This is a genomic window from Paenibacillus anaericanus (assembly GCF_003994475.1).
Taxonomy (GTDB): domain Bacteria; phylum Bacillota; class Bacilli; order Paenibacillales; family Paenibacillaceae; genus Fontibacillus; species Fontibacillus anaericanus.
Genome location: NZ_RZNY01000031.1, coordinates 1 through 25,193 on the forward strand (window position 1 = coordinate 1; position 25,193 = coordinate 25,193).

At 41.6% G+C, this 25,193-nt stretch carries 29 protein-coding genes and 1 pseudogene; 13 read left to right on the top strand and 17 right to left on the bottom strand.

Annotation, left to right across the window (positions count from 1 at the left end; all coding sequences use genetic code 11):
* Positions 1-250 precede the first annotated feature (250 nt).
* Positions 251-577, bottom strand: a complete 327-nt coding sequence (locus EJP82_RS23605; protein WP_127194528.1) for a hypothetical protein — start codon at positions 575-577, stop codon at positions 251-253.
* Positions 578-960: 383 nt separating this feature from the next.
* Here EJP82_RS23605 and EJP82_RS23610 point away from each other — a divergent pair, with 383 nt between their 5' ends.
* On the top strand, positions 961-1,179 hold the full coding sequence (locus tag EJP82_RS23610; protein WP_211350058.1) for a helix-turn-helix domain-containing protein: 219 nt from the start codon (positions 961-963) through the stop codon (positions 1,177-1,179).
* A 166-nt stretch (positions 1,180-1,345) separates the two neighbouring features.
* Here the strand turns inward: EJP82_RS23610 and EJP82_RS23615 are convergent, their stop codons facing one another.
* The 3 genes and pseudogenes from EJP82_RS23615 to EJP82_RS23625 form a co-directional block, all read right to left on the bottom strand.
* Complete coding sequence (locus EJP82_RS23615; protein WP_127194529.1) at positions 1,346-1,990, bottom strand: nucleoside/nucleotide kinase family protein; 645 nt, start codon at positions 1,988-1,990, stop codon at positions 1,346-1,348.
* 117 nt (positions 1,991-2,107) lie between these two features.
* Positions 2,108-2,503, bottom strand: a pseudogene (locus EJP82_RS23620) (IS1595 family transposase); the annotation flags it as partial.
* A gap of 133 nt (positions 2,504-2,636) precedes the next feature.
* The gene (locus EJP82_RS23625) at positions 2,637-3,590 is read right to left on the bottom strand and encodes a DMT family transporter (RefSeq protein ID WP_127194530.1); all 954 of its coding nucleotides are present in this window, start codon (positions 3,588-3,590) and stop codon (positions 2,637-2,639) included.
* A gap of 140 nt (positions 3,591-3,730) precedes the next feature.
* Between EJP82_RS23625 and EJP82_RS23630 the strand changes: the two genes are divergently transcribed.
* Positions 3,731-5,134 (top strand): aminotransferase-like domain-containing protein, encoded by a 1,404-nt coding sequence (locus EJP82_RS23630; protein ID WP_127194531.1) that lies wholly within the window; start codon positions 3,731-3,733, stop codon positions 5,132-5,134.
* An 83-nt stretch (positions 5,135-5,217) separates the two neighbouring features.
* Here the strand turns inward: EJP82_RS23630 and EJP82_RS23635 are convergent, their stop codons facing one another.
* Together EJP82_RS23635 and EJP82_RS23640 are read right to left on the bottom strand one after the other, a co-directional pair.
* Positions 5,218-6,228, bottom strand: coding sequence for a YeiH family protein (locus EJP82_RS23635; protein WP_127194532.1), 1,011 nt, complete (start codon positions 6,226-6,228; stop codon positions 5,218-5,220).
* 114 nt (positions 6,229-6,342) lie between these two features.
* On the bottom strand, positions 6,343-6,549 hold the full coding sequence (locus EJP82_RS23640) for a hypothetical protein (RefSeq protein ID WP_127194533.1): 207 nt from the start codon (positions 6,547-6,549) through the stop codon (positions 6,343-6,345).
* Positions 6,550-6,722: 173 nt separating this feature from the next.
* Between EJP82_RS23640 and EJP82_RS23645 the strand changes: the two genes are divergently transcribed.
* Both EJP82_RS23645 and splB read left to right on the top strand, forming a co-directional pair.
* Complete coding sequence (locus tag EJP82_RS23645) at positions 6,723-7,151, top strand: DUF2383 domain-containing protein (protein WP_211350265.1); 429 nt, start codon at positions 6,723-6,725, stop codon at positions 7,149-7,151.
* A gap of 36 nt (positions 7,152-7,187) precedes the next feature.
* Positions 7,188-8,213 (top strand): spore photoproduct lyase, encoded by a 1,026-nt coding sequence (gene splB / locus EJP82_RS23650; protein WP_127194535.1) that lies wholly within the window; start codon positions 7,188-7,190, stop codon positions 8,211-8,213.
* A 58-nt stretch (positions 8,214-8,271) separates the two neighbouring features.
* Here splB and EJP82_RS23655 read toward each other — a convergent pair whose 3' ends face one another.
* On the bottom strand, positions 8,272-8,949 hold the full coding sequence (locus EJP82_RS23655) for a CatB-related O-acetyltransferase (protein WP_127194536.1): 678 nt from the start codon (positions 8,947-8,949) through the stop codon (positions 8,272-8,274).
* A gap of 296 nt (positions 8,950-9,245) precedes the next feature.
* Between EJP82_RS23655 and EJP82_RS23660 the strand changes: the two genes are divergently transcribed.
* Positions 9,246-9,977: a restriction endonuclease gene (locus EJP82_RS23660; protein ID WP_127194537.1), complete on the top strand. Its 732-nt coding sequence runs from the start codon at positions 9,246-9,248 to the stop codon at positions 9,975-9,977.
* A 105-nt stretch (positions 9,978-10,082) separates the two neighbouring features.
* On the opposite strand, the gene EJP82_RS23665 is transcribed toward EJP82_RS23660, so the two are convergent.
* The 3 genes from EJP82_RS23665 to EJP82_RS23675 form a co-directional block, all read right to left on the bottom strand.
* Positions 10,083-10,871, bottom strand: coding sequence for an alpha/beta hydrolase (locus tag EJP82_RS23665; RefSeq protein WP_246054407.1), 789 nt, complete (start codon positions 10,869-10,871; stop codon positions 10,083-10,085).
* Between the two features lie 301 nt (positions 10,872-11,172).
* Positions 11,173-11,802 (bottom strand): DUF998 domain-containing protein, encoded by a 630-nt coding sequence (locus tag EJP82_RS23670; protein ID WP_127194539.1) that lies wholly within the window; start codon positions 11,800-11,802, stop codon positions 11,173-11,175.
* A gap of 3 nt (positions 11,803-11,805) precedes the next feature.
* Complete coding sequence (locus EJP82_RS23675; protein ID WP_170220285.1) at positions 11,806-12,402, bottom strand: TetR/AcrR family transcriptional regulator; 597 nt, start codon at positions 12,400-12,402, stop codon at positions 11,806-11,808.
* A gap of 104 nt (positions 12,403-12,506) precedes the next feature.
* On the opposite strand from EJP82_RS23675, the gene EJP82_RS23680 reads away from it, so the two are divergent.
* From EJP82_RS23680 to EJP82_RS23700, 4 genes are all read left to right on the top strand, one after another.
* Positions 12,507-12,767, top strand: a complete 261-nt coding sequence (locus EJP82_RS23680; protein WP_127194541.1) for a putative immunity protein — start codon at positions 12,507-12,509, stop codon at positions 12,765-12,767.
* A 113-nt stretch (positions 12,768-12,880) separates the two neighbouring features.
* A complete protein-coding gene (locus EJP82_RS23685; RefSeq protein WP_127194542.1) occupies positions 12,881-13,609 on the top strand; it encodes an alpha/beta fold hydrolase in 729 nt (242 codons plus the stop codon).
* A gap of 102 nt (positions 13,610-13,711) precedes the next feature.
* Complete coding sequence (locus EJP82_RS23690) at positions 13,712-15,088, top strand: TraB/GumN family protein (RefSeq protein WP_127194543.1); 1,377 nt, start codon at positions 13,712-13,714, stop codon at positions 15,086-15,088.
* Between the two features lie 497 nt (positions 15,089-15,585).
* Positions 15,586-16,068, top strand: coding sequence for a GNAT family N-acetyltransferase (locus EJP82_RS23700; protein ID WP_127194544.1), 483 nt, complete (start codon positions 15,586-15,588; stop codon positions 16,066-16,068).
* A gap of 6 nt (positions 16,069-16,074) precedes the next feature.
* On the opposite strand, the gene mnhG is transcribed toward EJP82_RS23700, so the two are convergent.
* Genes mnhG through EJP82_RS23735 form a run of 7 tightly spaced genes read right to left on the bottom strand, consistent with a single transcriptional unit; the run spans position 16,075 to position 21,839 of the window.
* Positions 16,075-16,437: a monovalent cation/H(+) antiporter subunit G gene (gene mnhG / locus EJP82_RS23705; RefSeq protein ID WP_127194545.1), complete on the bottom strand. Its 363-nt coding sequence runs from the start codon at positions 16,435-16,437 to the stop codon at positions 16,075-16,077.
* Positions 16,415-16,699, bottom strand: coding sequence for a Na(+)/H(+) antiporter subunit F1 (locus EJP82_RS23710; protein WP_127194546.1), 285 nt, complete (start codon positions 16,697-16,699; stop codon positions 16,415-16,417). The genes mnhG and EJP82_RS23710 overlap by 23 nt, the downstream gene beginning before the upstream one ends.
* Entirely contained in the window at positions 16,692-17,174 is a 483-nt protein-coding gene (locus EJP82_RS23715; RefSeq protein WP_127194547.1) for a Na+/H+ antiporter subunit E, read from the bottom strand. The genes EJP82_RS23710 and EJP82_RS23715 overlap by 8 nt, the downstream gene beginning before the upstream one ends.
* A 34-nt stretch (positions 17,175-17,208) precedes the next feature.
* A complete protein-coding gene (locus tag EJP82_RS23720) occupies positions 17,209-18,693 on the bottom strand; it encodes a Na+/H+ antiporter subunit D (protein WP_127194548.1) in 1,485 nt (494 codons plus the stop codon).
* Positions 18,686-19,024 carry a Na(+)/H(+) antiporter subunit C gene (locus tag EJP82_RS23725; RefSeq protein ID WP_127194549.1) on the bottom strand — a complete coding sequence of 113 codons (339 nt, stop codon included), beginning with the start codon at positions 19,022-19,024 and terminating at the stop codon, positions 18,686-18,688. Before EJP82_RS23725 ends, EJP82_RS23720 begins: the two co-directional genes overlap by 8 nt.
* The gene (locus tag EJP82_RS23730) at positions 19,024-19,449 is read right to left on the bottom strand and encodes a Na(+)/H(+) antiporter subunit B (protein ID WP_127194550.1); all 426 of its coding nucleotides are present in this window, start codon (positions 19,447-19,449) and stop codon (positions 19,024-19,026) included. Before EJP82_RS23730 ends, EJP82_RS23725 begins: the two co-directional genes overlap by 1 nt.
* Positions 19,446-21,839, bottom strand: a complete 2,394-nt coding sequence (locus EJP82_RS23735; protein WP_127194551.1) for a Na+/H+ antiporter subunit A — start codon at positions 21,837-21,839, stop codon at positions 19,446-19,448. The genes EJP82_RS23730 and EJP82_RS23735 overlap by 4 nt, the downstream gene beginning before the upstream one ends.
* Positions 21,840-21,969: 130 nt before the next feature.
* Here EJP82_RS23735 and EJP82_RS23740 point away from each other — a divergent pair, with 130 nt between their 5' ends.
* The 4 genes from EJP82_RS23740 (at position 21,970) to bshB2 (ending at position 25,059) form a co-directional block, all read left to right on the top strand.
* Positions 21,970-22,623: a universal stress protein gene (locus EJP82_RS23740; protein ID WP_127194552.1), complete on the top strand. Its 654-nt coding sequence runs from the start codon at positions 21,970-21,972 to the stop codon at positions 22,621-22,623.
* A 112-nt stretch (positions 22,624-22,735) separates the two neighbouring features.
* Positions 22,736-23,863 carry a glucosaminidase domain-containing protein gene (locus EJP82_RS23745; RefSeq protein ID WP_211350267.1) on the top strand — a complete coding sequence of 376 codons (1,128 nt, stop codon included), beginning with the start codon at positions 22,736-22,738 and terminating at the stop codon, positions 23,861-23,863.
* 167 nt (positions 23,864-24,030) lie between these two features.
* Complete coding sequence (locus tag EJP82_RS23750; RefSeq protein ID WP_127194554.1) at positions 24,031-24,378, top strand: YojF family protein; 348 nt, start codon at positions 24,031-24,033, stop codon at positions 24,376-24,378.
* 24 nt (positions 24,379-24,402) lie between these two features.
* On the top strand, positions 24,403-25,059 hold the full coding sequence (gene bshB2 / locus EJP82_RS23755) for a bacillithiol biosynthesis deacetylase BshB2 (RefSeq protein WP_127194555.1): 657 nt from the start codon (positions 24,403-24,405) through the stop codon (positions 25,057-25,059).
* The last annotated feature ends 134 nt before the right edge of the window (positions 25,060-25,193 follow it).

The window sequence follows — 25,193 nt, forward strand, 5'->3', positions numbered from 1 at the left end:
ATATTGTTTAACCCAGTTCATTACGACGGCTGAACTCGTTCTTAATTCTTCCGCTAGCGAGTTAAAACTTTCTTTGCCTTCTAGGTAACTAAATACGGTCCGTAGTTTTATTGCTAAAGAATACTTGGACATAAAAACTGCACCTCCAATTGTTAGTTGTGTCTAACAATTGGGGTGCAGTTCAGTGAAAAGGCGGTTAATTGAGCTATCGTCTCCCGTTAGCTTAACAATTGAAATATGTTATGTGTTGTTAATTTCCTCCAATATGAAAGACACCAATAACGGTTTTACCATCAACATCATATAGTGGGCTGTCATAGCCATCTGGGGGTCTACTGTTCTGTATAGCTATAGCTTCTTCGGGCGTCTTTGGTTGCTCACCGTCTAAATCTTTTTTCAGCACATATCCGACAGTGCCATCCACACCTACTGCACGAATTAAATCAGGTTCCGTTTCAGGGGAGGTGGCATCTGCCGCAGAACCATATGTCTGTCCGTTTTCGTTTTTAGGATAGTTAGGGGCTTTCGTAGGGTTTTGATTCATCGTGGTTTCAACATCTGTGCTTTGGAACGCCATCGCACCTCCCACTACACAAATTAATAAAACAACACCAATTACTATTCTTATACCTATCGAATACACCCGCATTTTCTTCACTCCCAAAAATCACTAATTGTAAATGTATTGTCATACACTCTAAAACTATCCAATTATTATTACGATTCCAGTAGCTGGATAGTTGCGTTATATTGCATGTTAGCTTAATGGGCTGCCGAGGCCGATTATCATTAAAGTTTAGTAATTCCGGGCGCTGGACGGAGAGGTTCCATCAAGAGTGCCCGGGACGGGCTCGCTGTTTACGCTCACGATTCCCGAGATCCAACCCGGGGATGAAGCTAAAGCGGAAAGGAAATCATAAGATTCGTTGGACGATTTTTTCTGAGAGGGGCATATGCATATTGAAGTACGAACTTGGCCGTTGCCTGCTAGAGGAAAGGCTTCAGGAAGCAGGAATGCCGCTGGAACGGCTGGCGCTTGAACTGCGGGTGAGACGGGAGCGGCTGGATGACTTTATCGACAATAAAAGAGTGATGTCTCTTAAGCTCGCGATTTCGATCGCCGATACGCTTCAGTGCGAGGTGCGCAGCCTGTACGAATTAACGCCTTCAGATGTCTAATTATTGGCGGTTTTTCTTTTGGCCAATAACGAACAATCAAGGATAACAAAACCTAAGTCCTGCCCGTTAACATAACGAAGGCGACCGAATCTTTTCCGGTCGCCTACATTGTGTATTATGGAGCTATCGTTACCCGTTAGTTCAATATCACCGTTACAATTACAGGTCAAGAATGACGTCTCCAACATGTTAGATATTCATCAAAATGCTTCTCAACCAATTTAACAGCAACTTCAAAAGGTACTGAGGATTTTACTTCGATAACTTCTAGACCGAGCTGGTTTGCTTCTTCTCTTATTTGGGCGTCAATTAGCATATCGCGTTTATGCAGGTTCTCCAGTGCTGCGTTTTCCATATCACTTGTCTTAAATTCTCCTGACAATTTCCTGCGTTTCTTTGCAGAGGTCATCTTAAAGTGTCCATCCGACACAAGCCAAATCGCTTGGTTTGAATTTCCTAAAAAGGGGGCTACCAGTTGCGGCGTAAGTCCGAAGCCTTCTGCTAAAATTGGATTATCGGCATTCATTGCAGATAAATCACGGACCACCATAGGAAATCGACCACGAAATGACGCATTTGCCCTATGAAGTAATTCGTCTGGCGTGATATACACCCAATTGTCTTCCATGGTCGAAGAAAGGATTTCTTCTACACCAACTGAATGAGCGGAGATCTCTTCATGATGCCTATCTTCATTACCATCATAATCATAGTATGATAAGTTGTATTTTTGAACGATGTACCTTGCTATCGTGCTTTTCCCCGAGTCGGGGGAACCACCAATCCAAAGAATTGAATTATTAAACTCCAATGTGACGCACTCCTTCTCAGTCGGTAGCACGAATCATTGCGACCACTATATGGTATTTACTTATACATAGACTACCGAATGTTCGTTCTCCTGTAAAGTATAGGCTGCACGTTCTTATTATCGTAAACTGCCCGTTAGCTTAGCAAGAATAAGCAGAAAGCCGAAACTTTGTGTTCGTGTCGGTGACAGTAAACAGGCACGATTTGACCAACATATTTTTCTTATTCGATGAGGTATTCTCATATTCCTTGTTGTCTATATAACGGAACCAAGCCAAATAATTTTGCGAATATTTGGTTGCAACACCATTGAAGCGGTCCATCCATTTCTTCAAGCGGCTGTGATAGCTGTTTACGTGTTGGATATGGTACACGCCTTTGACACGTTGTTTTCCGTCGGACTTGAATCAGTAATGAGCCAAGCCCTTTGCATTCGCATAGGAGCTGAATACCTCCAGGAATCCGTGCAAAGCACGTTTGAATCCGATAGATGACCGCCAATCGCCTCATCTAATTTCGTTGTCCGAATGCGACCATCATAGACAAATCATCTCCGAACCGAATTGTTACCTTTATCATAGAACATTCGTTCGTAATTATCAAATATCAACATTAAGGTTTAACAAAGCCTAATTTAAAGGAGATATCTAGCCATTTTCAACGGGATTTGGGATGTTCTCTTTTAAGTATGAATCAGGTTTTGATCTTCTTTTTATTACCATCTGTTTCAATGCACCAAAGTTCACAAGGACGGTCCCAACAATGATCGTGAATACACCAAGAAGTGTGATCCAAGAGACGGTCTCCTGATAAAAGAGTACGCCTACCCCGACCGCAATCGGAGGTGATACATAGAGCCAAGTGGCAGGAAAGACCGGGTTCGTCTTGGCTACGAGCCAGTAGAACAAAGTATGTCCGACCATGGAACCGATCACGATCAGGTAGAGTAGAGAACCAGCGGTCTTGAAGGATAGAAGGAATTCGGGATGCACATCCTCAGTGACCATGGATAGAATGAACATCAACGCTCCACCATACATCATTTGTGATGCATTCATTGCGATAGGTGACACTTCGGACATACTGTTGATTGCTTTTTTAGAATAGAGTGTTCCTGTTGCATAGAAGAATTGCCCGATGATTATAGCGATGCAACCGATCAACCAAAGTGGAGAGACAGTCATCGACAAATTAGGTAGAACGAGAAGTAACACTCCAATGAAACCGATAATACAACCGAGTAACGAGTGTACGGATGCTTTTAAACGAAGCACAGTCGTTTGTAGAAGTAAAATGATGATGGGAGCTGTAGCTGATAGAACCGCTGCGAGTCCTGAAGATACATATTGCTCGGCCCAATACAGCGTAGTGAAGGTTCCGAACGTCAAAGTGGCCCCTGTTATTAGCATCTCTTTACGTAACAATAGGGAGAAGCTGGCCTTGCGTTTCCATACCATCCATAGAAATAGAATAGCACCGGCCAGGAAAAATCGTAGTCCTGCAGAGAAGAATGGAGGTGCACCGGCATCTACTCCTATTTTAATTGCTAGAAAAGTGGTACCAAATATAAGACATATTAATGCATAAGCTAACAGAATCATGTTCTTCATTTCCCCTTTAGAAGTTGTTCGTTAATCATATAGGGAGTAGGGCAGAACAGATTATATTGAACAGAACAGATTACAAGCGTTATCGTGTACAATAATATGAAAAAGGTTATTTGAAGAGGTGTTGTAGACATATGAAAGAAACTACGGGAGCCTCGCAAAGTCATCCGTTGTACCGACAAGTGTATGACCACATCCTGAATCGTATGAAGCGCGGTGAATGGAAGGCCCAAGACAAGTTACCGTCGGTACGGCTGCTTGCTGAAGAGCTCAAAGTTCACCGGTTGACGGTTTTTAAGGCATATAGACAATTGACTGAGGATGGCAAAGTATATGTAAAAGACAAATCGGGTTATTACGTGTCGGCGGACAGCGTGTTAGTAGAAGAGGGCGTCGTCATTTCCTCTTACTTACAATCAAATCAGCTTTCCGATATTCAACGAAACCCTGCGAAGTATCAGTTCTCACAGTCATTGATTGATCCAAATTTGCTACCTAATATGTTTTTATCGGATTATGTAAAAAAAGTGTTTGATATGTACCCTAAGGTTATGGGTACGTATGCAACGGTACAAGGCGATGATGAGCTTCGTGAATCGCTCAGCCAACATTATAAAGAGCATCATCGATTACAGCTATCATCTGAGGAATTATTGATCACTTCAGGGGGTCAGCAAGCCATTAATCTCATCGCCCAAATCATGCTTGGACCGATGGATGCTGTCTTAATTGAGCGACCGACATATGGCGTAGCGCTGGATATTTTTCGCAGGCAAGGCGCTAGGCTTATTCCAGTTCAGATCACACCAGAAGGGTATGACTTGGAAGAAGTGGAGAATCTAATGCGCATGCACAAGCCACGTATGTTCTATATGAATCCGACCCACCACAATCCTACCGGATATACGGTTCCGGTTTGGCAGCGAAAATTGCTAGTGGAATTGGCGGAGCGTTATCACTGTCTGATTGTGGAGGATGATCCGTTCCGGGATATATATTTCGATGTTGATCCACCCCTACCTTTATTCGCGTATGATACTGAAGGTTGGGTGATCTATATCAGTAGTTTCAGCAAGTATGTTGCTCCAGGTCTACGGATTTGCGCGGTGGCCTGCCGTTATCCATTCATGGAGCAGTTGATTAAGGCAAAGTCGTTAGCGGATAATGGAACCCCTCAACTGAATCAGAAGATATTTCTGCATTATTACACCTCACCACGACTACAACAGCATTTAGGCAAGCTACGCATTGCGCTTCAGGTTCATAAGGAGATTATGGAGGAAGAATTAGCTAAGGTAGGTTGGGAATGGACGAGTCCGCAGGGAGGACTGAATCTGTGGGTTAAGTTGCCGGAAGATATTTCGGTGGAAGCACTCTTTAGAAAAAGCCAAGAGCAGTCCATCTCCTTTGTTCCTGGTGAGATCTTTGACACACTGGGAGAGATGAAGTCATGGATCCGGCTCAGCTTTTCCTTCGCAAATGAGACCTTACTGCGTGAAGGGATGCAGCGCTTGACGGCATTGTCTCGGACTCTCTAAGCAAGTATTACGAGAAAATACAAAAGGGAGCCCGACATGTCCGAGCTCCCTTTTTGAGTTACCAACTCGTGCTAATCTTATCTCTACAATTGTGCGCTTACCCACTGCACAGATAAGCTGACTGCAGCGACAAAGAACCAAACGATGAGTCCAAATAGGATGGGACGGACCCCGGTTTTTAGCATCGATCTGAAGTTTGCACTGAGACCGATCGCTGTTAAGGCCATGACAATCATGAACTTCGAGGCATGTCCTGTGAAGGCTAAGAATCCATCGCCGAAAAGTCCAATCGTGTTTAATAGTGAAGCAACTAAGAAGTAAACGATAAACCACGGGAAAACCTTAAGCGCATTATAGGTTTCTGCCGAGCCGTCCATCTGTTGCTGCTGCTTTTTCTTTCTCGCAAAGAACATGGCAAGACAGAAAGTAACGGGAATAATAAACGTAGTTCGTACGAGTTTGACAATGGTAGCATAATCCCCTGCGGCATTACTGAACATATAACCTGCAGCAACGACCGATGATGTATCGTTAATCGCGGTTCCAGCCCATAACCCAAATCCTGTATCTGATAATCCGAGCCAATGACCGATCCACGGAAACAGCAGGACAGCTGCGATATTGAACATAAAAATAGTAGAGATGGAATAAGCAATCTCGGTTTCCTCTGCTTCGATAATCGGGGAAGTGGCCGCAATCGCCGATCCACCACATATCGCTGTACCTACACCGATGAGTATCTTTAATCTAGTAGGGATTTTAAGCAATTTGCCAAAAAAATAAGCAGCCAGAAAAGCCGCGAGTAAGCTAGATAATAATACCGCTAACGATTCCACGCCTGTACTCCAAACACTGGCCAAACTCAAATTACATCCGATGACGATAATCGACCATTGCAATACTTTTTTAGAGCTAAATTGGACACCGCTTAGGGTGTTTTTTGGTTTACCTACAGTATTATTCAGTACAATACCAATCAATAGACCAAAAACCGGGCCACCGACTAAGGGAAGATAGGAACCTAGTAGAGTGGAAATGATAGATATGATGGTAACGAGGACTAGTCCGGGGACTAATTTTCTTAACGTAATCATGTTGTTTGTTCCTCTCACAGATGATGTATAGTTGGATGAATTATCAATTAACATCGTAAGAGAAGAAAGAGAGAAAGGCAAATATAAATAACTAATAGTTATCATCAGGAATCATTATGATAGGAACTTAATGAGCAAACCGATAATAGCAACGACGATCAATACCACAATGGTGGGGATAATCTTAAGTTTGCTTGAATTACCATTTAGATCTAGGGCACTAAGGAGTTCACCGTTATCGATGAGCGGTGCTTCGCAATGGGAACAGACGAAATCGTGCATGGGGGAGGGTTGCTGACACTTCGAGCAAATACGTGGCATGGTATACAGCTCCTTTAATTCCGATAATATATAGTGATCTTATCGGAATTGGACAAGAAGGTCAACTGGAACATTAAGATATCTTATCAAACTAGCTACGGGTATGGAATCGTGCATAGTTACCTCATGTTGTTGCAAAACTAATCCTAAAACAAATGAGGAGCGAAATTATTGTGGATAACAGTCAAGTAGTCAAAGAATTAAATACTTTTCTCGAAGGCAATTACATGGCGATTCTTTCATACGAAAGGTACATTCAGCATGTTGCGGATCCGGACGTCAAGAAGGTGCTACAGGATATACAGCAAGAGCATAAACAACACGCAATAAAGGTAGCAGAAAGAATACAAAACCTTGGTGGAGTTCCTGCTGATGATGCGGGAATACAGGGCGGGATGGTTGAATTCATGAATCGGTTTAAAAAAGCCACGGATGATCCCAACTTTATTCTGCAGGATGCTCTAAAAGGGGAAGAAAAGGGCATTCATATTTCTGAGAAAATGGTAAGAGGTGACTTGGATCCTGAGAGTCTAACCTTGGTTAAAGAAATATTAAATGAGGATCGTAACCATTTAGATCAATTAAATCACTACGTACATTAGGAAAACACATTGTCATTGTGAGGCGGGTGTAATATATTGAAACGTTTTGATCCTGATCTTGTGTTTTTTGAACCGCAGTCGTTAGACTATCCACTCGGGGATAAGTTGTATAAATACTTTGAACAGTCCGGAATTCCGATCAAAATGACAACCTCGCACAATCGGGTTACCGGCATTCCAGGGGATACGGATGCGAAGAAATATCGAAATGCAAAAAGAACGTTAGTGGTGGGAGTTAGAAAAACATTAAAATTTGACACATCGAAACCGTCGGCTGAATATGCCATCCCTCTGGCAACTGGCTGTGCTGGTCATTGTCATTATTGTTATCTGCAAACTACGCTGAGCTCGAAACCTTATATCAGAGTGTATGTTAATTTGGATGAAATTTTGGAAAAAGCACAGGAATATATCGAAGAGCGGAAGCCTGAAATAACTACCTTTGAAGCGGCTTGTACAGGTGATCCCGTTTCGTTTGAGCATCTTACGGGAGCTTTGCGTCATTATATTGAGTTTATGGGACAGCAGTCCCATGGGCGACTGCGTTTCGTAACTAAATATGATAATGTCGATTCATTATTGGATGCCGACCATAGGGGCCATACAAGAATTCGTTTTTCGATCAATACGAGTTATGTCATCCGCAACTTTGAACCATCCACTTCTGCATTTGAGGAGCGAATTGAAGCGGCGGGGAAAATTGCTGAGGCAGGATATCCGCTGGGCTTCATCATGGCCCCAATTATCATTTACGATGGCTGGAAACAGGATTATCTGGAATTAATCCAAAAGCTACATGAAAGAATCGGGACAATTGACATCGTCGATTTAGAATTTGAGTTGATCCAACATCGATATACTAAAGTGGCTAAAAACACCATTATGGAGCGCTATCCGAAAACAAAGCTAGATATGAATGAAGAAAATAGACAGATGAAGTGGGGGAGATATGGCCGATACAAATACGTATATAAAAAAGAAGACGCTACAGATATGGAACAATATCTACGTGAGCAGATACTACGCTATTTCCCTAGTGCTAAAGTTTCTTATTTTGTTTGAACCCAAAGAAAACGTCCCTTCTCAATTAGCTATTAAGAAGGGACGTTGGCTTATTAATTTATTTGTTTTTATTCTGGAGGTTTGGTTTTATTTCCTTTTGATAAAAGTCATATAATTGATCGATTGAAGAACTTGATAAGATATGACTAGCTCGTTCTACTTTCTCGCGTTCCCAATCGAACCAACGCATTTCCTTTAACTTTTCGATTTCTTTGTCTGTAAAGCGTTTCTTTATCTCTTTAGCAGGGTTACCGCCTACTATCGTATATGGCGGGACATCTTTTGTCACAACAGATCCAGCCGCAACAATGGCCCCTTCACCTATTGTCACACCGGGCATAATCATTGCATTCATGCCGATCCAGGCATCACTTTCAATGATTGTATCTCCTTTGGGTTTGTAAGAAGCTTCAATCTGATCCACAAACGGATACACGGTAATCCATTCAGGATGATGATTGTGATTTCCACCCATTAGAATAATTACACCACTTGCAATACATACGTAATTTCCTATAATCAACTTATCTAAATGCCAACCATAGTCTTCGATGGGGTTAAATAACTTTCTGGATTTTTCATCTCCCCATTGGTATCTAACGCACCCATCTTCAAAATCATGATTATCGTAATAACCAGAATAGTAGGAGTATTCCCCTACTTCAATCATGGGGTTGGTGACAATGTCTTGTAGATACTTAATTTCAGACCAGTGGTTAAATTGATGTTGTTTCATTTCTTTTCCCTCGCTTCTAAGTAGTATAATTCTCTTGTTTACTTAGAAGCTTAATACGGTAGCGACATTCTTAAACCGTTTCAAACGACGAACCATCGTCCTCATCCTTTTCCTCGAAGATGGTGAAATTGTAACAAACGAATCATTAGTTCGTCAAATCATACCTCATACCCTAAAGAGATATTTTGATTAATTGACTAATGTGCAACTCTTTGCACCATTTCCATCCTATTGCAGGAATATAGTCCCAATTGTCGAATGCTAAGGAAACATGACATGAAAGTTGGGGGATTATAATGGCAAGAAGAAAGAGTAAGGCGAAGCAACAGGAAGAGTTTTTAAAAGGTGTTATCGGGCTTTCATTTGTTGTCCCGGGGTTGCTAGTGTTGAATATGACAAAATCTATTGAACTCGGGGCTGTAGCTGCCTTCATAGGTTTGGTTATAGCAATAGTAATTATGATACTCGTGAATAATGCAAAGGCAGAGAGACTGAAGAAATCAGGTATAGCCGACATTGATAAAATGGATGGTATCCAATTCGAAAGATATTTGGGTTATTTATTCCAGGCTCAAGGCTATAAGACCCAAGTAACACAGGCTGCTGGTGATTATGGTGCGGATCTCGTACTTCAGAAGGATGGCGTGAAGATTGTTGTTCAAGCTAAACGGTACAGCAAGAATGTTGGGATTAAGGCTGTTCAGGAAGCACAGGCATCTATTGCACACTACGGAGCTGCTGAAGCATGGGTTGTATCGAATAGTGATTACACAGCAGCAGCGTATGAGTTGGCTAAGTCCAACAAAGTAAAGTTGATTAATCGTGATGGACTCATTGAAATGATTCTATCCATGAATCCTGGAACTGCTCCAACACCAAAAGCGGTCATCGAACATACTCCGGCTCAAGAAATAGTATGTCCAAAATGTGGTAGTAAATTAGTGCTTCGAAGCGGACCAAAGGGTCAATTTTATGGATGTAGTAGTTTCCCAAAATGCCGGTACATAAAGCAGATTGAAGTGAGTTAATTAAATAGTGAGATTTACTTAGGGAGACAGTAGTGTTAATGAATTAATGAGCAGCAAAAACGTGATGATGGTATACCATCATCACGTTCTTTAACTTATAATTTATCATTTCTGCACAGTTGGTAGCCAGTTAATGATAGCTGACGATACTTCCTCAAGTTGCTGTTCCGGGAGAATATCCGCTACATTGTCACCTTTCTGCATACCATAGGTGCCGAATTGACCATGGTTACCACCTTCGATAGTAACATACTCCGTCGAGTCCGCAGGCAAATTTTGCTTGCTTTCCTCCCATGAGGTCCAATTCAACACAGCGTCTTTTGAAGCTGTAATTTGCAGCACATTAAGACTGGAATCCTTCAAGCTACCACCTTCATCCGCGTAAGATCCCAGGAAAAACACACCAGAAATCTTATCCGTATTCTCAGCTGCATATCTCGATGCGAAAACCCCTCCGAGAGAGTGTCCCCCGATTACAAAAGTATCCTTTGGATGCTCCGCAATCAACTCTTTTGCCTTATTCTGCCCGAAGATAGCTAGGTCAAATGGCATTTCAGCAATATATACACGGTGTCCTGCTTCCGCCAGCTTGCGCGCGAGCGGCGCATAACTCTCAGCATCCACTAGACCACCAGGATAAAAGATAACGCTAGGTTGTACCACATTTCCATCAGCCGGTTCGAAGCGAAAACCATCTTTCACTGTACTTACCTTGGCTGTGGAGTCACTCTGCATTGCTTGTTTTGCTTCCTCAAGCGGCTCATATTTCATGGCCTGGTAGGTAATGGTCAGCCCCACTACTAGCACAACCACAAGTGCAGACAAGGATATGAGCACCCGTTTCCATATTTTTCGCTTAGGCTTGGAGCTTACTAAGCTTTGTCCATCGTTCACTCTATTCTCCTCCTTAAACATGATAAATCTGATACAGCTATAAAAAGTAGGCTTTAAACAGTAATCAGTGTTTGTTAATTGAAGAAGTATATGTAGATCATAGTGGAGAGGACGGAATTGTCCTGAAGAAGCGTAGCGGTCGGCTAAAAGCTTTCCAAAGGAAAGCTACTTCGGAAGCATATGCTTTGCCTCCGAATTTTTACCGCTATAGCGATATAATCAAATAAATNATACTTTTTTTCAAGTACTGGTTTTGGTGCTTAGCCCAAAATAACATTATTTTCACTCATTCTCAAATCGTTTACTCTTTTTTTAACTTTAGTAACCAGCCATAAACACATAATGTGGAGCCAAAAACAACGGCACTGTATGTACTGAATCGTTCTATAACACCAAAATACTCTTTGGGAACTATTCCACTACCAATTGCCCCTATAAACATAAGGCATAAAGCTATAAGTGATAAATAAGCAATGTGTTTATGCTTTTCTTTTAAACCGCCAATAATAATAAATATTAAAGAAATAATTGATAAAACCACAACCATTACTGTAACAATATAAACATGGATAAAGTCTTGTGTACTGTCTGAAAAACCACTATCAGTTAAAGGGAATAACGCATATCCAATGCAACTAATCCAATTCATTATAGTAAATAAATAAATGCCTATACGGAGTTGGCGATTAAGCTTAGGTTTTATAAAAGTGCATAACATTGATAATCCGACAACTGAAAGTAAAGCATAGATTTGAGTGAATCTTACAGCTACTGAATAAGATGGTGCATTAACTGCCGTTAGATCACTAACTGCCTGAGCGAACCTATTATAGTTGGGGTAGTAATAAGCACCGACGAAATCTTGTAAAAGATAAAATACTATCTGTAAACTTCCAGCAAGACAAAACCATTGTGATATCGTTTTTTTCATTCTCTATTCTCCCTTAATTTTATATAGTTCACAGAAGCTATTTATATATTCATCAAATAAGTAGTCACAATTCATATTTTGAACTACTAATTTATCAATACAATATTCTATTAAGTTATGAATTGTCATAGCGTATGATAGAGCAGCCATGTCTATATTAGTGAAATCTAGCAATTTATGAATTTGCATAGCATATAATAATTGCTTAGTTGTGAGTAACATTTTTTCTGTTTCCAGTAATAAGATATTTGCTGCTTCTTTACTAAAAGGTCTTTCGGACATAATTACTTTATAAAACTTCATCATGTTTTCATTGCCAATCATTTTCCGATAATTAGCACAAGAAATGGTTAATACATCTTCTGCGGATTTCCCTTTAACAAACTCCCCATAATCTATAGCTGGCATATTTCCTTTGCTTTCTTCTCGTAAATATTGATAAAGGTTTGTTATAAGTTCCTCTTTTGAGTGAAAATGATTATACAAAGAAGCCTTTTTAATCCCTACGCTTTCAGCAATTTGAGAAAGGGAAAGACTTCTCAAACCATGAATGGAAGCTAATTCTAAAGTGGCATATAGTATATCTTTTTTCTGTATCAAATGAATCCCTCCAATAAGCTACTGTGCGTTTTGTATTATACTACCGATCGTTAGTTTTTGCAGTGTTAAATAGTATAATATTTAAATTGAAGAGGTGTTTATGTATGGCAAGTAAACCGAAAATCAAAATTTTCGATCATACGGAACTGAGAAACGAAATAGATAAGGCTACGGAGCTCGTTAGTCAGGTTGACTTGGCTGAGTGGGCAATTCGTGTTGCAAGACAAGTACTGCCATATCTTGAACAAGAATTTTCGAACAACGAAAAAATAACTAACGGATTTAAAGTAAATGAATTGTGGCAAATAGGGGAAGCGACCGTCTATCAAGTTCGACAGGCTGGGTTTAAGGTTGAAGTACATTAACTAAACGAGGATCTCATTTGATAAGTGCCTTTTCTCACACCATAAATATCCATTTAATCGTAATATAATGTATCTCTATATTTAGTATAATTCAGCATGGAGGAGGGATATAGTTGAAGAGTTATTTTGTTAATAATGAATCAGTAGTTTTACATGTACTAGAGAATGGAGTTGCATCTCCTGATATCCCTACGCTTCTAATTATTTGCGGATTATGGGAACCTGCGGAGAGAGCGATTCCCTTGTTGTCTGAGTTGCCTGGTCATGTAATCGCATTTAGTTTTCGTGGGCGGGGACTAAGCGGAACTCCTAAGTCCGGGTATGATCTGGAAGATCACCTTTCTGATATTGAAGCGATAGTTAAACATTGTAAGCTGCAGGGATATTGCTTGCTTGGATTCTCCCGGGGAGCCTCCTACGCCCTTGGCTGGAGTTTACGGAATCAACAAAACATGCGGGGGCTTATCTTAGTTGATCAACCTCCAATACATAGAAGCGTTTCTGAAGAGGCAGTGGAGTTTTGGTGTAATTATATCTACAGTCAGGTTCCAATTACAAACTATATGCGCCTGGAGGCGCTTGAGGGATTGGGGAGGGATGCTAAGGAAGTGGACTTCTCTTCGCAATTATCACAATTGCAGATTCCCGTATCTATTTTTATAGGTAAAAATACGGAGTCTGATTCTCCATCGAATATATCTGATGAAACATTACAGTTATATACTAGTTCTATCCCTTCGTGCGAAGTTGTTGAATTTCAGCGGTCCGGGCATATGATTCCTGACGATGAGCAAGAAAAGTACATTGCTGAAGTGAACTTGTTTCTTGAAAAAATACATTAAACAGATATGAGTTTTTATATTGGTGAATAGTCCTTAACATAGTATAATCTACGGATTGATTAACAATATTTAACATACTAGAATTGAGAGGAGAATAATTTCATGCAAGAAAAAAAGCATTGGGGTAAGCTTAGTCGTTGGGCAGTCGCAGGTTCACTGAGCTTGATGATCCTATTAGGTAATATCTTCCCCGTTCACGCGGAAGAACCTACCGTTGCACCCACAATTAGCTCTTGGTCCTTAAATACCTTAAACGAAGGTGAGAAATACGGGATTTATCCGCTGAACTGGTATTATGATGGGGCTTTTCAAAAGCCAATTGATGCCGACAAATTCAATTCCTTAATGAAGGATACAGCAACGAAGCTAGATCTACTCGGATTTAAGAAGAAAGATGCTTCCTTGTCCTTCATAACGAATAAAGTGATCACAAGAGAAACCGTTATTACTTCGTTACATAAGCTGTTATCGAACTACGAGTTGCCTGAAGCGTTCGGGATTACTACGGATGCGCCGGTTACTTATATGCAAAAAAAGGGTCTTGTTCTTGGAACTAAACTTGGTCTTGAGTTGGAGAATCCTGCTACGGTTGAACAAGCCGCTGTGCTGGCGAGCAGAATGGTTGAGTTTACTTACGATACGGCCAATAACGGTTCAGAAGGTCTCATGTGGAAAGTGACAAAAGGAAATAACACATTATATTTGCTAGGTTCCATTCACTTGGGGAATACCGATATGTACCCGATGCATAAAAGTATTCGGGAAGCATTCCAAACGTCGGACGACCTGTGGGTCGAATTGGATATTGTAAATGGGGATTTGAGCTACTTAACTGAGAAGATGGCATACAGTGATGGCACTACGCTAAAGGACCATGTATCTGTAGGGACGTATGAGAAATTGCAAAAAGTGCTGACAAAATTGGAGTTACCCGTGAATGTGTTTGACGGATACAAGCCGTTTGCCGTTACCACCAATCTGTCGGTGTTCAGTTTCTACGATAATCCAGCTGACAGCGTAATTGCATCAGCAACGGGTATCGATGGTTATTTCCTCGCTAAGGCAATACTTACGGATAAGCCGATACACGAGCTAGAAGGTGTTAAACTGCAGGCGGATCTGCTTTCGGGTGCATCTGCAGAGCAACAGGAAAAAGAACTAAATGTCATGCTGGATGAGGCGCTGTCTGGCAGCAAGGAAGCCATGGAATCTTTAAAAGTAATGCAGCTTGCTTGGACCCAAGGTGATCTTGAAGGTATGACAAAAGTACTGTCAACTGCTGAGACCTCTGAAGGAGAGGGGACTCAGATCCTGAATTTGGAACGAGATAAAAATATGGCAGTGAAGCTCGCTGAATTATTGGAGCGAGAAGGGGAGCATACCTCCTTTGTTGTAGTAGGTGCGGCACATTATGTGATAAAAGGTAAGGTCGTTGACCTATTGAAAGAAAAAGGTTATACCGTTCAATTTATACAATAAACGTATGCTGATAATCAAAAGCAGCCAGTGCAAGAGGCCAGATGTCTTTTACACTGGCTGTTTTGTGGGATAGAGGGACGGGTTTCTTGTCCCAGTTCCGATTCTCCATCGAATCTATCTGACGAAACATTACAGTTATATACTCGGTCTATCCCTTCATGCGAGGTTGTTGAATTTCGACAGTCTGGGCATATGATTCCTGACGATGAGCAAGAAAAGTACATCGCTGAAGTGAATTTGTTTCTTGAAAAAATAAGCTCAGAGGTTCGTGCCACTTAAGCTCCTTCAATAAAACAAATGAGACAGGGATTCTCCTCTCAAAACGGTAAAAAATCCAATAAAGTAGGCGAGTCTCCGGTCATGGGAGGCTCGCTACTTTTTGTTAGCACTGGAAAAAGATTGAGACCACAGCGATTGTAGGAACGGTCCGTTCGCGGGGTGTCAAGAAGGATTATCTTTTTTTTCATAGAAGTAATGAATCCGAGGTGGTATACAAAATGAACATCATGATCGAAGACATGAATGAACAAATGGCTAAAGATATACTCAACTGGAAATACGATAAACCTTATGATTTTTATAATAATGATCCCACGGATAATGAAGAAGTTGAGGAGCTGCTCAATGGCTCATACTATGCACTTGTTAATGATTTGAATGAACTAGTTGGATTTTTTTGCATAGGAGAGAGCGCACAAGTGCCTAGGGGTAACCAATATGGTGTTTATGAAGATGACTTGGTTGATATGGGACTGGGTATGAATCCTACCCTTACAGGCAAAGGGCACGGTTTTGAATTTTGTTCATTTATTGTTAATTTAATTGAACAAATTTATAAGGGGACTCCAATTCGATTAACTGTAGCGAAATTCAATCAAAGAGCGATCCATCTCTATGAAAAGCTTGGTTTTGTTAAGGAAAAAGAGTTCGATACCGATTTTGCGGAGTTTATTACAATGGTGAAAAAATCGAATATATAACCCATATTATTTAGATTCTTGACTGTCCAAATAATCCTGGAGATCGTCCTGAACGCTAATATCGGCAAGAGGGACCTTCGAACGGTGAGCTGAACGAATAATGATATGCCCAGCGACAGGGGCAGTCAAGAAGACGAATACGATTGCGAGTAATAAGCGGATACTGGATACGCCGTGCGTAAAGAAAAAGTAGAAGAACGTGCCTGATAGAATACAAAGGATACCAAGCGTCGCGCTTTTCGTAGAGGCATGCGCACGATTATACACATCGGGCAGGCGGATAATACCTAGTGAGCTGAATAGACTCATGACGGTGCCGGACATGACTAAGAACCCGACCACAATTTCAATCATCACGTTTGCGCCCATACACAACCCTCCCTTTCATATACTTGCTTAAAGCGATCGTGCTTAGAAAAGCCAGTATTCCAATCAGTAGTATGGTTTCAAGGTAGGCATGAGAGTCCAGCATAATAGAGTGTACCGCAACAATCCCAATCACGATGTATCCGATTGAATCGAGCGCCAATATGCGATCGTGAATAGAAGGTCCTTTGATCACGCGGTATAGAGCGATCAGGACTGAGATCGAGAGTAGGAACATGGCTAGGAGCATGATGTTATCAAACATTGCGCATCACCTCGATAATTGCCCGTTCAAACTTACGTTTTGTTTTGGAAATACTATTCTGAAATTCTGTTACATCCATAGCATGAATGTACATGACGCCTGCTTCCGGATCAATTTCCATAACTACGGAGCCGGGTGTTAAAGTTAATAATGTAGATAGCAGCGTAATTTCCAAGTCGGTTTCCAGTATGGTTTCGGAACGGAAAATACCTGGCTGAATGTTTAGCTTTGGCCGAGTAACTTGTATAGCGACCACGACACTAGATTTAATCAGCTCCATGATGAAGAGCGAGAATAACTTAATAATGAATATGATTTTCCTACCATAAAATTGTTCAGGGAAAAATCGTCGCATCATAAATATAATGAAAAATCCGATGACGTAACCTATTCCAAAGATGATAATGTTCCACGATTCATTGAGAAGCATCCACACGAAGGCAATCAACAGATTCAATAAAATTTGAGTTGTCATTTCCACCACATCCTTTAACTCGTAGGTTGGTTCTTTAACTATTTCGTTTGAAGACAGCATCGATGTAAATTGATGGGTTGGTCATAACCTCAGCAGCTTGCTCAACATAGGAAAGCACCCACTCCGCTCCGAGTCCCATTCCAATAATTAAAGTGACTAGGATATAGCCTGGTAGTAAGGCGTTTGTACCGGTCGCTTTCTGTTCTCCTTCAATTAGTAGCGTCTCTCCCCAAAAGCTATGAATAAAGATTTTCATAACGGAGTAGAGCACCAAGAGGCTTGTAATAATACCGATCACCGACATGATCAGATGGCCTTCTTGAACGCCTTCCTTGAGAATGATGACTTTACCTACGAAACCACTCAGCGGGGGGACCCCTGCAAGGGCGAGCGAAGCTATGAAAAACAACCATCCAAGCGACGGTCGGAATAGAATCAAGCCGCTAAAGTTCCGAAGCTTGTCCGTTCCGAAAATAGAAATAATCGCGCCGCCTAGAATGAAAATAAGCGCTTTGGCCAGCATATCGTTAAGCAAATAAAACAGAGCACCTGTCAATGAATCTAAGGTCGCCATCCCAACACCGAAGAGGATAAATCCAACTGCAACGACTACGTTATAGGCTAGAATTTTTTTGATCTGCCAATGAGAGATAGCACCAAGCGCACCTAGTATCATGGTGATGGTCGCCATACAGAGGATGATGGTGTGCGTAATCTCCGGCTGATGGTAGAAAATCAATGTAAATGTACGCATGATCGCATAAATCCCGACTTTGGTAAGTAGAGCTGCGAACAATGCGGCGATCGCTGGAGGGGGCGCACTGTAGGAGCTAGGCAACCAGAAGAATAGAAATAACCCCGATTTAAGAGCGAACACCGTCAAGAATAAGAGGCTAACTGTCGTAAGTAAGCCGTCCTGACCAATTGTCGCGATGCGTTCGGACAGATGAGCCATATTGAGGGTTCCGGTAATGGAATATAGGTAGGCAATCGCGATAACGAACAAAGTCGATGAAATGACGTTAATAATGACATATTTAATGGATTCACGGAGTTGAATCTTCTTTCCACCAAGAGCCAGCAACACATAGGAAGAGATCAACATGACTTCAAAAAAGACAAAGAGGTTGAATATATCGCCTGTCAGAAAGGAGCCGTTCACACCGCAAAGCAACAATAGAATGTAGGGATAGACGAAGTGAACCTTATGATCGTTGTCTGTGGAACCGAACGCGAACAGGGTGCAGATCAGGGAAATGAACGTTGCTACAAGTACGAGCAAGGCCGAGAGCATATCCCCTACTAACGAGATACCATAAGGAGCTTGCCAGCCACCGACATCGAGAACAAGGATACCCTGATGTGAAATTTGCTGAATGATAACGATGGAAATCCCAATAGTAAGTAGCATGCTTACGACGGTTAACCACTGTTGTAGACGTATGCGTCGACGAAAGAAAATCATCACCATTCCAGTAAGAAGAGGAATAATGATCGGTAGAATCAACACATTACTCATGTGAGTTACCTCTCAAATGCTTCATATTGTCAGTACCTAACTCCATATAAGTACGATAACCAAGCACAAGAAGAAATGCGGTTAATGCGAAACTAATGACGATAGAGGTAAGAATCAATGCCTGTGGTACGGGATCTGTATAACTGGTGGCATTCTCCCCGAGAAGAGGTGCAGCGCCTTTTTTTAACCCATTAATAGAAAGTAGCATCAGATGAGTAGCATGAGAGAAAATAGTTATGCCCAGAATGATCCGCAATAGGTTTTTATTTAGGATGAGATAAGTTCCGACTGAAAATAATATGCCGCTGATGATGGTTATGAATGTCTCCATTATTTTTCATCCTCACTTATGCTCGTAATTATCGTCATTGTTGTTCCGATAACGGTCATGTAGACACCCAAATCAAAAATAACGGCTGAGGCAAGCTCCGTGTTCCCGAGCAGGGGCAGATCTACATAGGTAAATGTCTGTGTCAGGAAGGGAACATGGAATAAGAACGAAGCTGTTCCCGTAAGTACAGAGACAATAACGCCGCCAGCCGCCAGTTGGTTGAAATCGACAGGAATGATATCGCGCACCGTCTGCAGATCAAATGTAATGTAGAGGAGGACAAGGGCAGAAGAGGTAATCAGTCCCCCGATAAAGCCACCTCCCGGATTGTGATGCCCAGCGAACAAAATGAAAATCGAGAAGGTCATAATAATGAACACTAATATTTTTGTTGAGGTCTGCAAAAATACATCGGTAAATTTCATTGATCTTTCCTCCCTGCATGGCGAAGATTAATTAAAGTATAAATGCCTACTCCTGCAGCGAAGAGAACGACAATTTCGAGCATCGTATCGAAGGCTCGGAAGTCGACCAAAATCGCATTTACCATATTTTTTGCTCCAGCAAGTGTATATGAATCTTTATAATATTCCGCAATCGGCACGAATAAATGATGTCCTTGCGCCGTAAGACCAATTAAAGTTAGCGTCAATCCGACGCCTACGGCAATGATGGCATTACTAATGCGAAATTTCACGGGTGTCACATACTTGCTAACCTTCGGTAAGAAGTAGAAGCACAGAAGGAAAAGAGCCGTTGAAATCGTCTCCACGACAAGTTGTGTTAGTGCTAAATCTGGTGCGCGGAAGATAACGAAAAACAATGAAACGATATAGCCAATAACGCTTACGACAATAATCGAGATCAATCTGGATTTCGTGAATATCATGTAGATGGATGCCGCGACCATGGTGAAGCCTAACAAATATTCATAAAGCTCGATAGGAGCATTGTCAGAAAGATCAAGGACGAAAGCATCCTGAAGAAACAGCGAACCCCCAACTATAACAATCAAAAATACGAAGAGGTAGGACAAGTAACGGGGAGAGGAACCGGTCATGTAGAATCTCGTGATCATGCCAGAAATACGTTCCATGCCTACAAGTCCACTATCATAGGCTTGATTCAAACTGAATCTTGACGGTATGATTTCGTACATATTACGAAATTTATGGAAATTTTTATAAAGCAGCGTTCCTAGAATGACAATGCCTATCGTCATCAGAAGTTCTGTATTGAGACCGTGCCATACGGATATATGAACATGCCATTCTTCGCCGTTCGCAAATGCTTGTGGCAGAATCGCTTTTACAGATGGTTCTAGCAGAGTAGACGCAATCCAATTCGGGAAGAAGAACAAGATGACAACGAGCGCAGCTAAGATCATCGGCGAAATGAGCATGCCTATGGGTGCCTCATGCGGCTTACGGTCCAGCCGCTTCGGCTGATAAGGGCCTGTGAACACCTTGAATATGAGAATCATGCAGTACACAAAGGTAAATATACTTGCGATCCAAGCGATAATCGGAATAACGATGAACCAGCTATCTAGGTTACGAGAAGTCATTAACACACCACTAAAGAACATTTCCTTGCTTAAAAATCCACTAAACGGAGGAAGACCTGCCATTGAAAATGCACCGATCAAAGTTAAGGTGAATGAGACGGGCATGATATGTATCAGACCGCCTAAGCGCCTGATATCCCGTGTCCCCGTCTCATGATCGAGAATTCCAATCATCATAAAGAGACAGCCTTTGAAGATCGAATGGTTAATTAAATGGAAGATCGCCGCTACTGTAGCACCTGCAAATAGCAAAGAACTTCCGCTATATTGGCTATTGAGTGCAATGGAACCAATACCTAGCAACGTCATAATTAAACCGATTTGACTGATGGTCGAGAATGCGAGCAATGCCTTAAGGTCACTCTGACGAACCGCCTTCAAGGAACCGATGAACAAAGTGATGAGTCCCGTGATGGTGATGGTCCAGAACCATTCCTGATGACCACCGAATATTGGAGTTAAACGGGCGACGAGATATACACCCGCTTTGACCATCGTAGCGGAGTGCAGATAAGCACTGATAGGCGTAGGGGCCTCCATGGCGTCCGGCAGCCAGATATGGAAAGGGAATTGTGCTGACTTCGTAAACGCACCAAGAAGTATGAAGAACATCGCCGGAATAAAAAGCGAGTGCTGTGAAACTTGGTCGCTTAATGCGATTAACTCGCGAATGCTGAATGTCCCTGAGGCAACGTAAAGGATGATGAAGCCAAGCAGCATCGAGAATCCACCACTCATTGTAATGAACATCGATTTCTGAGCTCCGTAACGAGATCTTTTGCGATGATACCAGAAGGCGATAAGTAAGAATGAGGATACACTAGTGAGTTCCCAAAATGCATATAACACAAGGAGGTTGTCTGAAAGAACAGATCCGAGCATCGCTCCCATGAACAGCATTAAGTAAGCATAGAAGAGGTGCAATTTTTCCCTATCCATAGACATATAGTAGATGGAGTACAACACAACCAAGACGCCTATGCCTGTAATAAGCAATACAAACAGTAATGAGAGGCTGTCCAAATAGATAGTAAAATGGATATCCAGAGATGGAATCCATGGCACGGAATAGATCACAGGATCTAACGGTTGCTGCATGGAATAATAGCTTGCGAACAGGATAAGCAGCAGGGCGGGAATAACCATGACGAACCAACCGGTATGTATTTGATGTACATATTTATATAACAGAGGGATGAGAGGGACGGAGAAAAATGGGATCAGGATAGCCATGTGTAGTAGTGTCAATGTTTCTCCTCCTTGTTCTGCATAACCAGCATTATTTTATTGACTAAATGTGATCATAATACTCAAAGATAGAAACAACATTTAACTTTGTATGTACTTTTAGCAATCTTCGAATAAAGGTGGAATGTGCATGATGAATACAGAAAGTATGGATGAATGCATATTAGTCTGTGTATATTATGGACCGAACGGTGAACGACTTATGCGTAGAGGTGGCAAAATTGCAAAAATGCTTAAGTGTCCACTATATGTTTTGACAGTCGACCCGCAACCGGAAGATGAGTGGGATATCGAAAAAACTCACTATATTTCAGTCTGGAGAAAAATCGCAGAAGAGATCGGGGCTGAATTGATAGAGAAATACAATGAGAAGCGTCCTATTGTAAAAGTCATATGTGATATAACGAAGCAAAAAAATGTGACGCAAATTGTGTTGGGGCAGACAGCACAGAGTCGCTGGGAGGAAATAACGAAGGGCTCCATTATTAATGAACTACTGCATAAACTTTCATTTGTCGACTTACATCTTGTTTCAGTTTCTCGTGAATTGGAGGTTCAAGAGGGCTTTTATGAAAAGGGGATCCGTGCTTACTTAATGGAAGTAAACGAAGGCCATAGGCTTTGCTTCAATCATACGTACCTAGATAAATACGAGGGGATTTTCTATAAAGAAGTAGGTACAGACTTCAATAATGGGGTCTTCAAGTTCATGATGGGCAATGAAATGGTCGAAGTACCCGTCATTGACGATCATGTTAAAGATATTCATAAATCGATTAACTAAGATGCTCAATCTATTTTAAGTATGGGTAAAGGCTATTTGCTCTCTAAGCAGGAGAATCCCGTGCGGACATGGAATCATTTTCATAGGGAGTTGTTCCCTCACTGAAATGAGAATGGGCTGGGATATTAAGATGCAAGAATATGTGTTATCTAGTCAGGAAATTGTACGGTTGAAGCATTATATTGCGCATAAACACCATGGTCTTGATCCAAAGCAACGGATAGCCATATTATCCGATGCAGTGCACCGAATTATTGAGAGCCGCCTGCCTTCTTTTCCAGATGAGGTGAAGAAGCAGGTCCGCTACGAGCTACTATTGAAGAATAGTGACTCACTCGTCATTCAGGTGGATGATGTGCTTAAACATTGCATGTCTCTGGATCTATACCAAGAGGATCTATTATTACCCTTATCTGAATGGACGTGCAGCAAATCGGCTCTACCCGTACAGGAGGAGGTAGTTCGAGATATCCTTCTTCGGTGGTCTCAGGAGCTATCGCCTAAAGTATCACTTCAAGCATTGGAGCAGGAGTGGGATCAATATGACCCTACCGTATGTATGGAGATTGCTGCAACGAGTGAACCTATCATTCCTTTTAAGTACAAAGATTGGTTCAATCAAAAGATATCTATTTCATTAGCTAGTTTCTTTGTGGTTGTTCTCGTAATCATGTTGATTAACCATGTAGTGGATCAACAACCGTCTGCCTCCGTACAAATTGCAGATCCAATTCAAATGTTGGAATCTATAATCACTGAGTATGAGGAGCCTAAACTAGTCGATGGAATCCCTACAGAGCTCAAATATGTTGCTATAGATACCAAGCGTTTGCAACAATATTTACAGGATAAAAACTCAATTTTAGCCGAGGAACCCTATTTGTCTGCGATTGTGGAAGCAAGCAAGAAATTCGATATTCATCCCCTCTTACTGTTTGCTATAACGGGACAAGAGCAGGGGTTTGTTAGAAAAGACAATAAAAATGTAAAGGAAATTGCCAATAACCCCTTTAATGTATTTGGCAGTTGGGAGAGTTACAATACTACGATTGAATCATCTGCTGCCATCGCAGCGAAGACCGTATTTAATGTTAGTAGTCGCCGCCCTGGTGCGAGTCATCCGATCCAGTGGTTAAATCAAACCTATGCCGAGGACCCGAACTGGTGGGAGGGAGTTACTTGGTTTTTCGATGATATGAAGCGGAAAATTGAAGATGGATCTTTTGAGTGGCCCCAGTAGTTTGCTACTAGGGGCTTTTTTTATCATGATTTCTCCCAATTGAAATTAAAAGCTTTGAAGAGTATACTTTTTGAGGTATGCGAAATACCTTAAACATTAAATGATATCTCCCATAACGAGGGTGAATACATTTCTGGTATGTATATATACAGATAGGGGGGACCAAGATGCAACTCATTAATCAATCGGAAGTACAACGCAGGCTCGATATGCTCAAAGAGCAGGATCTATATATTCATCTTGAGATGACTACGGGAGCATACGCCGCCCATAGAGATAGTTCTAAGCATCCAGCTGCAACCTTCATTACTAATGCTATCATCCGATATTCACATGGATCGATTTCCGAAACCGGAGGACCTTATCGTGTCGGCCTGAAAATGAATGAAGGATGGATATACTCGGAAGGATTAACTCACTATGAAGAAACTGAGACGGACAGATTGATCATGGCGGGCCATGACAGTCAGGGCAAGCTGATCGTATCTTTACAACTAAGTCCGCAGCCTTTCTAAATGAAAGAGGAGATGAGAGAAACGATGGAACAACATATTCTTGTTGTGCTACCACACCCGGATGACGAGGCCTTTGGATTATCGGGTACACTAGCCAAACATATACAGAATGGGGCCAAAGTAACGTATGCCTGCCTAACTTTAGGAGAAATGGGCCGGAATATGGGCATACCCCCTTTTGCTAATCGCGTAACACTTCCGGAGATACGGAAGAAGGAGCTAGAAGAGTCATGCAACGCCATTGGAATACAAGATCTACGATTGCTTGGCTTTCACGATAAAACGATTGAATTTGAAGATAAGGAACAATTGGATAAACAGATCGATGGCCTCCTGAAAGAGCTTAGTCCGTCACTGGTCGTGACTTTCTATCCAGGCTATAGCGTTCATCCTGATCATGATGCAACAGGGGCTGCTGTGATTCGCACGATTGCAAGATTACCCAAAGAGCAAAGACCAGTAGTTCACTGCATTGCTTTTGCCAACAATCTTGAGCAAAGCATTGGGAAACCTGATGTTAAAAATGATGTGAAAGATATGTTGCAGATCAAGCTGGCTTCAATTCAGGCACATCGTTCCCAATTCCAGGCGGAAGAATTACTAGGTAGCAAGAAGTTAGGCGATAAAGAACTCATTAATCGGTTTGGTACAGAACATTTCTGGACTTACAAATTTGAATAAATAACATACGTATAGAGCAGGTTATGGTGATGATCCATAATCTGCTCTTTTTTCGTTTCATCATATTCGGTACTTCAACCAGAGTTTTGGGTAATACATAATAAGCCTTACTCATGATGGAAATAGATAAAAAC

Excerpts from the sequence above, each read along its gene's own strand:
- EJP82_RS23640 (WP_127194533.1), bottom strand. The coding sequence starts at position 6,549 with ATGCCACGTATTTGCTCGAAGTGTCAGCAACCCTCCCCCATGCACGAT.
- EJP82_RS23670 (WP_127194539.1), bottom strand. The coding sequence starts at position 11,802 with ATGAAAAAAACGATATCACAATGGTTTTGTCTTGCTGGAAGTTTACAG.
- EJP82_RS23660 (WP_127194537.1), top strand. The coding sequence starts at position 9,246 with ATGGCAAGAAGAAAGAGTAAGGCGAAGCAACAGGAAGAGTTTTTAAAA.
- EJP82_RS23740 (WP_127194552.1), top strand. The coding sequence starts at position 21,970 with ATGATGAATACAGAAAGTATGGATGAATGCATATTAGTCTGTGTATAT.
- EJP82_RS23655 (WP_127194536.1), bottom strand. The coding sequence starts at position 8,949 with ATGAAACAACATCAATTTAACCACTGGTCTGAAATTAAGTATCTACAA.
- EJP82_RS23700 (WP_127194544.1), top strand. The coding sequence starts at position 15,586 with ATGAACATCATGATCGAAGACATGAATGAACAAATGGCTAAAGATATA.
- EJP82_RS23680 (WP_127194541.1), top strand. The coding sequence starts at position 12,507 with ATGGCAAGTAAACCGAAAATCAAAATTTTCGATCATACGGAACTGAGA.
- EJP82_RS23630 (WP_127194531.1), top strand. The coding sequence starts at position 3,731 with ATGAAAGAAACTACGGGAGCCTCGCAAAGTCATCCGTTGTACCGACAA.
- EJP82_RS23690 (WP_127194543.1), top strand. The coding sequence starts at position 13,712 with ATGCAAGAAAAAAAGCATTGGGGTAAGCTTAGTCGTTGGGCAGTCGCA.
- EJP82_RS23725 (WP_127194549.1), bottom strand. The coding sequence starts at position 19,024 with ATGGAGACATTCATAACCATCATCAGCGGCATATTATTTTCAGTCGGA.
- mnhG (WP_127194545.1), bottom strand. The coding sequence starts at position 16,437 with ATGGGCGCAAACGTGATGATTGAAATTGTGGTCGGGTTCTTAGTCATG.
- EJP82_RS23715 (WP_127194547.1), bottom strand. The coding sequence starts at position 17,174 with ATGACAACTCAAATTTTATTGAATCTGTTGATTGCCTTCGTGTGGATG.
- EJP82_RS23625 (WP_127194530.1), bottom strand. The coding sequence starts at position 3,590 with ATGATTCTGTTAGCTTATGCATTAATATGTCTTATATTTGGTACCACT.
- EJP82_RS23745 (WP_211350267.1), top strand. The coding sequence starts at position 22,736 with ATGGGCTGGGATATTAAGATGCAAGAATATGTGTTATCTAGTCAGGAA.
- EJP82_RS23750 (WP_127194554.1), top strand. The coding sequence starts at position 24,031 with ATGCAACTCATTAATCAATCGGAAGTACAACGCAGGCTCGATATGCTC.
- EJP82_RS23635 (WP_127194532.1), bottom strand. The coding sequence starts at position 6,228 with ATGATTACGTTAAGAAAATTAGTCCCCGGACTAGTCCTCGTTACCATC.
- EJP82_RS23710 (WP_127194546.1), bottom strand. The coding sequence starts at position 16,699 with ATGTTTGATAACATCATGCTCCTAGCCATGTTCCTACTCTCGATCTCA.
- EJP82_RS23730 (WP_127194550.1), bottom strand. The coding sequence starts at position 19,449 with ATGAAATTTACCGATGTATTTTTGCAGACCTCAACAAAAATATTAGTG.
- EJP82_RS23720 (WP_127194548.1), bottom strand. The coding sequence starts at position 18,693 with ATGAGTAATGTGTTGATTCTACCGATCATTATTCCTCTTCTTACTGGA.
- bshB2 (WP_127194555.1), top strand. The coding sequence starts at position 24,403 with ATGGAACAACATATTCTTGTTGTGCTACCACACCCGGATGACGAGGCC.
- EJP82_RS23605 (WP_127194528.1), bottom strand. The coding sequence starts at position 577 with ATGGCGTTCCAAAGCACAGATGTTGAAACCACGATGAATCAAAACCCT.